The 7,866-nt window shown below is 68.6% G+C and carries 7 protein-coding genes; 4 read left to right on the top strand and 3 right to left on the bottom strand.

Features of this window, described 5'->3' with window-relative positions:
* Nucleotides 1–184: hypothetical protein (locus tag J5F18_RS01125; protein WP_346300535.1), on the bottom strand; the 184-nt coding region annotated here is incomplete at its 3' end.
* Here J5F18_RS01125 and J5F18_RS01130 point away from each other — a divergent pair.
* Nucleotides 183–1,871, top strand: coding sequence for a sulfatase-like hydrolase/transferase (locus J5F18_RS01130; protein ID WP_346300536.1), 1,689 nt, complete (start codon nucleotides 183–185; stop codon nucleotides 1,869–1,871). The two genes, J5F18_RS01125 and J5F18_RS01130, sit on opposite strands and share 2 nt — an antisense overlap.
* Nucleotides 1,872–1,879: 8 nt before the next feature.
* Here J5F18_RS01130 and waaF read toward each other — a convergent pair whose 3' ends face one another.
* The gene (gene waaF, locus J5F18_RS01135; RefSeq protein WP_346300537.1) at nucleotides 1,880–2,923 is read right to left on the bottom strand and encodes a lipopolysaccharide heptosyltransferase II; all 1,044 of its coding nucleotides are present in this window, start codon (nucleotides 2,921–2,923) and stop codon (nucleotides 1,880–1,882) included.
* The gene (gene rfaD / locus J5F18_RS01140) at nucleotides 2,916–3,872 is read right to left on the bottom strand and encodes an ADP-glyceromanno-heptose 6-epimerase (protein ID WP_346300538.1); all 957 of its coding nucleotides are present in this window, start codon (nucleotides 3,870–3,872) and stop codon (nucleotides 2,916–2,918) included. Before rfaD ends, waaF begins: the two co-directional genes overlap by 8 nt.
* 99 nt (nucleotides 3,873–3,971) lie before the next feature.
* Here rfaD and glyQ point away from each other — a divergent pair, with 99 nt between their 5' ends.
* From glyQ to gmhB, 3 genes are all read left to right on the top strand, one after another.
* Nucleotides 3,972–4,955, top strand: coding sequence for a glycine--tRNA ligase subunit alpha (gene glyQ, locus J5F18_RS01145; RefSeq protein ID WP_346300539.1), 984 nt, complete (start codon nucleotides 3,972–3,974; stop codon nucleotides 4,953–4,955).
* Between the two features lie 2 nt (nucleotides 4,956–4,957).
* Complete coding sequence (glyS, locus tag J5F18_RS01150) at nucleotides 4,958–7,024, top strand: glycine--tRNA ligase subunit beta (protein ID WP_346300540.1); 2,067 nt, start codon at nucleotides 4,958–4,960, stop codon at nucleotides 7,022–7,024.
* A 220-nt stretch (nucleotides 7,025–7,244) separates the two neighbouring features.
* On the top strand, nucleotides 7,245–7,814 hold the full coding sequence (gmhB, locus tag J5F18_RS01155) for a D-glycero-beta-D-manno-heptose 1,7-bisphosphate 7-phosphatase (protein WP_346300541.1): 570 nt from the start codon (nucleotides 7,245–7,247) through the stop codon (nucleotides 7,812–7,814).
* Nucleotides 7,815–7,866 lie beyond the last annotated feature (52 nt).

Raw genomic sequence — 7,866 nt, forward strand, 5'->3', positions numbered from 1 at the left:
AGGCCCTCAGGTGGTCCTGCTCGTTCTTGATGATGAGCACGGCGGCGATCGACATGGAGGATTCCTGGCAGCGGTATGGCGGGCCCAGTGTAAGTCGGCGCCCCAGGTAGCACCAGCCGACCCGTGTGTGACACCCTCGAGGCTTGGTAAGCTCACCGATGACTTCGCCCGGGAAGATGCCCATGTTTCGCCGTCCACCGCCCCCTTACCTGCGCCACCCCCGCTGGTGGGCCCTGCTCGTCATCGGGCTCTGCCTCGGCTACGCCATCGTCACCGTGAGCCTGATGCCGTTCTGGACCCTGCCGACCGTCGCCGCCGCCTGGGTCGGCGCCGGCTGGCTGCTGCGCTGGGGCGCTCCGCGACAGGCCCGGGAGCCGGCCAGGGTCTGGCCCTGGTCGATGGTGCCCCTGGCCCTCTGGGGCCTCTACGTCTACCTCAACGACAGCTTTGGCATCGTCGACCTGGGGGCGATCTTCTTTCACCTCCAGGCCGGCATATCCGACCACGGCGGCAGCGACCGCATGGTGGCCGCGGCGCTCTATACCCTGAGCATGCTCGCCCTGCTGGCGGCCTTCACCTGGCTGGTGCGGGTCGACCACCGCTGGCGTCTGGGCGAGCGCCTGCTGGCCCTGGTGCTGCTGGCCAGCAACCCGCTGCTCTACGGCATGACCCAGCGCGGCGCGGCCATCGTCACCGACGACGGCGCCTGGCTGGATCGCCGCTACGTGACGCCGGTGATCCAGGAGGCCCCGTCGGATCCTCCCAACCTGCTGCTGCTCTACCTGGAGAGCATCGAGCGCACCTACGCGGATCGCGAACGCTTCGGCGACGCCTACGCCGACCTCGACGTGCTCGGCGAGCGGGGCCGGGTGTTCGAGGGGGTCTACCAGCTCGACAACACCGGCTGGACCATGGCCGGCATGATCGCCAGCCAGTGCGGCACGCCGCTGATGCCCGCCGGTCTGCTGCATGATCGCCAGTTCTCGCCGCTGGACAAGGTGGTGCCCGGCGTCGACTGCCTCGGCGACCTGCTGGCCGATCAGGGCTACCGGCTCAGCTACCTGGGCGGCGCCAGCACCGCCTTCGCCGGCAAGGGGCTCTTCTACGAGGGCCACGGCTTCGACACCGTGCTCGGTCGCGAGGAGCTCGTCCCCCGGCTCGACGACCCCGACTACGTCAACAACTGGGGGCTCTATGACGACTCCCTCTACGACTTCACCGTCGAGGAGATCCGCCGCCTCGAGGCCGAGGGCGAGGCCCCCTGGGGGGTGGTCAACCTGAGCATCGCCGGCCACGCCCCCCACGGCTACCCGGCCCAGGCCTGCATCGATCGCCAGGGGGAGTTCGACGGGGTGGATATCCTCTACTCGGTGGAGTGCTCGGCCTGGCTGGCCCGGGACCTGGTTGAGCGCCTCGAGGCCGAGGGGCTCCTGGACAACACCCTGGTGGTGATGGCCAGCGACCACCTGACCATGCGGGTGTCGGTCTGGGACCAGCTGATCACCGGCGAGCGCGACAACACCTTCATGCTGCTCGGCCCTGGCATCCCTGCCGGCAGCCGCACCTTCCGGGAATCCTCCATGGTCGACCTCTTCCCGACCATCCTCGAGGCCATGGGCTTCACCATCGACGACCACCGCGCGGGGCTCGGGGTCTCGCTGCTGGCCGGGCGCGAGGCCGAGACCCTGGTGGAGCGCCACGGCCTGGAGGGCATCAACGCCCGGATGCGCGAGGAGAACGCCCTGCAGCAGCGCCTGTGGAAGGGGCTGGTGCCGGAGCGCCCCGAGGAGGAGACCCGCCAGAGAAGCGAGGAGCAGGTGGTGGAGTCACCCTACGATGCCGCCGGCGAGGAACCGGCCAGCGTCCAGTAGGCCGGCGGTCACCCGACGGCGATGCGCCGCTCGGCGCCCAGCACCGCCGCCAGCAGCCTCTCGGGCGAGAGCTCGGTGAGGCAGCGGGTATGGCCCAGCGGACAGGTGCGGGCGAAGCAGGGCGAGCAGTCGAGGGCCAGATAGTGGATCTCGGCGCTGTCGGTCAGCGGCGGCGTATAGGCCGGCGAAGAGGAGCCGTAGAGGGCATGCACGCGGGTGCCCACCGCCGCGGCCACGTGCATCAGCCCCGAGTCGTTGGTGACCACCTGGTGGCAATCGGCCAGCAGGTCCACCGCATCGGCTAGCCGAGTTCGCCCACACAGATTGTGAACGTGATCCACCCCGGCAGCGATGGCCTCGCCGGCCCCCTCATCCTTGGGGCCGCCCAGCACCCGCACCTCGAACCCCTCACCGACCAGGGCTTCGGCCAGGGCCCGGAAGTGCGCCAGCGGCCACTGCTTGGCGGGGCCATACTCGGCGCCCGGCATCAGGCCGATGGCCGGCCGCGACGAGAGCCCGTGGGCCCGACGCAGCTCGGCGAGATTGGCGGCATCCACGGCGAGGCGCGGCCGAGGTAGCGGGAAGTCACCCCTGGCGGCCTCCCCGGCGGGCAGCCCCAGGGCCACGAAACGCTTCACCGTCTGGTCGAGCACCTCCTTGTCGAGCCGGCGGCGCTCGTTGAGCAGCACGACCCGCTGCTCGCCGGTAAAGCCGGTTCGCCGGGGAATGCCGGCCAGGAAGGGCACCAAGGCCGATTTCCAGGAGCGCGGCAGCACGATGGCGTGATCGAAGCGCCCGCGCAGCGAGCGGGCCACCCGCCGCCGGATGCCCCAGCCGAACTCGCCGTGACCGATGTCCAGGGCGATCGCCTCGTCCACCTCCCCCATCCGGTCGAGAATCGGCAGCGACCAGCCCGGCGCCAGCACGCCGATGCGACAGCCGGGATGATGATGTTTCAGGGTCATGAACAGGCTCTGGGCCATCACCATGTCGCCGACCCAGGAGGGGCCGACCACCAGGATGCGCTGGCCCGTGGCGGCCGGCTCAGCCATTCAGCCACTCCAGGTACTCGCGCACCCCTTCGGCCACGGTGCGAAACTCGCGATCATAGCCCGCCTCGCGCAACCGGGAGATATCGGCGCGGGTGTAGCTCTGGTAGCGCCCCTTGAGTTCCTCGGGGAAGTCGATGTACTCGATGGTGCCGCGGCCGTAGTGGTCGATCACCGCCTCCCCGATCGCCTTGAAGGGTTCGGCGCGACCACTGCCCAGGTTGAAGATACCGGAGACCTCGGGGTGGTCGAGGCACCAGAGGTTCACGTCCACCACGTCCCCCACGTAGACGAAGTCGCGGCTCTGCATGCCCGCCTCGTAGCCGTCCCAGGCGCCGAACAGCTTGACGCTTTCGCCCGCGCGGATCTGGGTATGGTGGTGGTAGGCGACGCTGGCCATCTTGCCCTTGTGCTGCTCGCGGGGACCATAGACGTTGAAGTAGCGAAAGCCCACCACCTGGCTCTCGAAGCTGTCCCAGCGGGCGCGCACATACTGGTCGAAGAGCAGCTTGGAGTAGCCGTAGACGTTGAGCGGCTTCTCGTGCTCCGGCGCCTCCACGAACACCTCGCTGCCGCCGTAGGTGGCCGCCGAGGAGGCGTAGAGAAACGGGATCCGACGCTGCTGGCAGAAGTGCAGCAGCACCTTCGAGTACTCGAAGTTGTTGTCGAGCATGAAGCGGCCATCCCACTCGGTGGTGTCCGAGCAGGCCCCCTCGTGGAAGATCGCCTCGATCGCGGGCAGGCCCGAGGCCTCGCCGCGCAGCTCCGCCTCGACGCGACGACGGAAGTCGTCCTTGTCCAGGTAGTCCCCCAGCGTACAGTCGGCCAGGTTGACGAACTTGGTGCCGTCGGTAAGGTCGTCGACCACCATCACATCCTGGCGGCCGCGGGCATTGAGGGCCTTGACCAGATTGGAGCCGATGAAGCCGGCTCCGCCTGTCACTACGATCATGGGGAGAATCCTCTGTCTCGGGGCGTGCGCCTATAACCGATCTTCCGGTGATTGTATACTTGACGCCCTGTGAATTCATGGCCAACGGTGCATTCCCCAATGACTCTCTCGTCCTCGACACCCGCGTCGACCCCGGCCCCCGGTGCGGTGCCAGACGTCGCAACCTTCCAGGGGCTGATCCTCGCCCTGCAGCAGTACTGGGCCGAACAGGGCTGCGTGATCCTGCAGCCCCTGGACATGGAGGTCGGTGCCGGCACCTTCCATCCGGCCACCTTCCTGCGCGCCATCGGACCCGAGACCTGGAACTCCGCCTACGTGCAGCCCTCGCGGCGCCCCACTGACGGCCGCTACGGCGAGAACCCCAACCGCCTGCAGCACTACTACCAGTTCCAGGTGGTAATGAAGCCCTCTCCCGCCGACTTTCAGGCCCTCTACCTGGGCTCGCTGGAACGCCTGGGCATCGACCCGCTGGTGCATGACATCCGCTTCGTCGAGGACAACTGGGAGTCTCCGACCCTGGGCGCCTGGGGGCTGGGCTGGGAGATCTGGCTCAACGGCATGGAGGTGACCCAGTTCACCTACTTCCAGCAGGCCGGCGGCATCGAGTGCTACCCGGTGACCGGCGAGCTGACCTACGGCCTGGAACGCATCGCCATGTACCTGCAGAACGTAGACAGCGTCTACGACCTGGTCTGGACCGTGGCCCCGGACGGCACCCGGGTCACCTACGGCGACGTCTACCTGCAGAACGAGCGCGAGCAGTCCGCCTACAACTTCGAGCAGGCCGACGTCGACTTCCTGTTCGGCGCCTTCGACCAGCAGGAGCGCGACTGCGCCCGCCTGCTCGAGGCCGGCCTGCCACTGCCCGCCTACGAGCAGGTGCTCAAGGCCTCCCACACCTTCAACCTGCTCGACGCCCGCCACGCCATCTCGGTGACCGAGCGCCAGCGCTATATCCTGCGGGTGCGCACCCTGGCCCGGGACGTGGCCCACGCCTACTACGATTCCCGCAAGGCCGCCGGCTTCCCGCTGGCCCCCGAGGCCCTGCGGAAGGACCTGCTTGCCGACGAGGGAGACGCTTGAGCATGGCTGCCAATACCCTACTGGTTGAACTGGGCGTCGAGGAGCTCCCCCCCGGCGCCATCGACGCCCTCTCCGATGCCCTGGCCGCGGGCATCCAGCGCGGCCTGGGCGAGGCCGAGGTCGGCCACGGCGCCGTCCACGCCTACGCCACCCCGCGCCGCCTGGCGGTGCGGATCGAGGCGCTGGCCGAGAGCCAGCCCGACCGCGAGGTGGAGAAGCGCGGCCCGGCGCTGGCCGCTGCCTTCAAGGATGGCCAGCCCACCAAGGCCGCCGAGGGCTTCGCCCGCTCCTGCGGCGTCGGGGTGGAGGAGCTGATCCACCTGGAGACCGACAAGGGCACCTGGCTCGGCTACCGCGAGCAGCAGCGGGGCGAGGCCACCGTGGCCCTGCTGCCGGCCATCGTCGAGAAGGCCATCGCCGGGCTGCCGGTGCCCAAGAACATGCGCTGGGGCGCCTCCCGGGTGGAGTTCTCCCGCCCGGTGCACTGGCTCGTCATGCTCTACGGCAGCGAGGTGGTCGCGGCCGAGGCCTTGGGCCTTGCGGCCGGCCGCACCACCTACGGCCACCGCTTCCACGCACCCCAGGCCATCGAGCTCGGCCACGCCGAGGACTACCTCGCCGCCCTGGAGCAGGCCTGGGTGCTGGCCGATCGCCAGGTACGCCGCGAGCGCATCCGCGAGCAGGTGCTGGCCGAGGCCGAGGTCCAGGAGGCCACCGCGGTCATCGACGAGGATCTACTGGTCGAGGTGAGCGGCCTGGTGGAGTGGCCGGTGGCCCTGGCCGGCAGCTTCGACGAGCGCTTCCTGGAGGTCCCCGCCGAGTGCCTGATCTCCTCCATGAAGGCCAACCAGAAGTACTTCCACCTGCTCGATGAAGCGGGCAAGCTCAAGCCGCTGTTCATCACCATCGCCAACATCGAGAGTGCCGATCCCCAGCAGGTGATCGAGGGCAACGAGAAGGTGATCCGTCCTCGCCTCGCCGACGCCGCTTTCTTCTACGATACCGACCGCAAGCGCCCGCTCGCCTCGCGCATGGCCGACCTCTCCGGCGTGGTGTTCCAGAAGCAGCTCGGCACCCTCGCCGACAAGGCCCATCGCAGCGCGGCTGTGGCCGCCTTCATCGCCGGACGCATCGATGGCAACGTGGCCCAGGCCCGGCGCGCCGCCGAGCTGGCCAAATGCGACCTGGTCACTGAGATGGTGCTGGAGTTCCCCGAGCTGCAGGGCATCATGGGGCGCTACTACGCCGAGCATGACGGCGAACCCGCCGAGGTAGCCCAGGCCCTCGAGGAGCAGTACCTGCCCCGCTTCGCTGCCGATGCCATTCCCCACAGCCTCACCGGCCTGGCCCTGGCCCTGGCCGACCGCCTCGATACCCTCACCGGCATCTTCGGCATCGGCGCCCGACCCACCGGCACCAAGGACCCCTTCGCCCTGCGCCGCGCCGCCATCGGGGTCATCAATATCCTGGTCAAGGGCGAGCTCAACCTGGACCTGCGCGAACTGCTCGAGCTGGCGGCGGCCCAGCACCAGGAGCTGCCCTATGCCGAGAGCCTGGTCGACGAGGTGCTCGACTACATGCTCGATCGCTTCCGCGCCTGGGGCCATGACGAGGGCATCGAGGCCGGGGTCTACCTGGCCGTGCGCGCGCGCCCGGTGACCCGCCCGCTGGACTTCGCCCGCCGCCTGCGCGCCGTGCACACCTTCACCGGTCGCGAGGAGGCCGCCGCCCTGGCCGCCGCCAACAAGCGGGTCTCCAATATCCTGGCCAAGCAGCAGGGGGAGGCCGGCAGCGAGGTGGCGGCCAGCCTGCTGCAGGAGGCCTCCGAGCAGGCGCTTTACGAGGCGGTCAGCGCCCAGCGCGAACGGGTGATGCCGCTCTTCGCCGAGGGACGCTACGCCGAGGCGCTGGATGCCCTGGCCGGCCTGCGCGATCCGGTAGACGCCTTCTTCGACCAGGTGATGGTCATGGCCGACGATCCGGCCATTCGCGCCAATCGCCTGGCGCTGCTGGCTAGCCTGCGCGCGCTCTTCCTGGAGGTGGCGGATATCGCCCAGCTGCAGCAATAGGTCATTCAACAGAAGCACCCGAGGCCGGCCGCTACCGCTGCCGGCCTTTTTTCGTGCCCAGCACCCTGCCCTGCCCATGTTTCACGTGAAACACACCCAGCTCGCCTCGCGCCTCGCGCCTCGCGCCTTGCGCCTTGCGCCTTGCGCCTTGCGCCTTGGCAGAGAGTGTTTCACGTGAAACACTCTCTTCCCTTACGCACTGCCATAAGGAGCCGACTTGATGCCCTCCCCGGACCGCCTGGTAATCCTCGACCGTGATGGCGTCATCAACCGTGACTCCGACGACTACGTCAAATCCCTTGAGGAGTGGATCCCCTACCCCAGCGCCATCGACGCCATCGCCCGACTGAGCCAGGCGGGGTGGACCGTGGCAGTGGCTACCAATCAGTCCGGCATTGCCCGAGGCTACTACGACGAGGCGACCCTGGCCGAGATGCATGCCGAGCTGATCCGGCTGGTGGGCGAGGCGGGTGGCGAGATCGCCCATATCGCCTTCTGCCCACACGGCCCGGATGATGGCTGCGAGTGCCGGAAACCCTTGCCCGGCCTGCTCGAACAGATCCGCACGGCACTTGGCATGGAGACGCTGGCCGGCAGCTGGATGGTGGGCGATAGCCTACGCGACCTCCAGGCCTGCGAACCCATGGGCTGCCATCCGGTGCTGGTCCGCACCGGCAAGGGCGAGCGTACCCTGGCCCAGAACCCCGAGCTGGTATCTCAGGGTAATGACACACGGGTCTTCGATGACCTGGCTTCATTTGCAGATTGGCTAATTAAGCAGGAGAGATAGGAGCAAGGAGCAAGGAGCAAGGAGCAAGGAGCAAGGAGCAAGGAGCAAGGAG

The organism is Halomonas sp. BM-2019 (assembly GCF_017584085.1).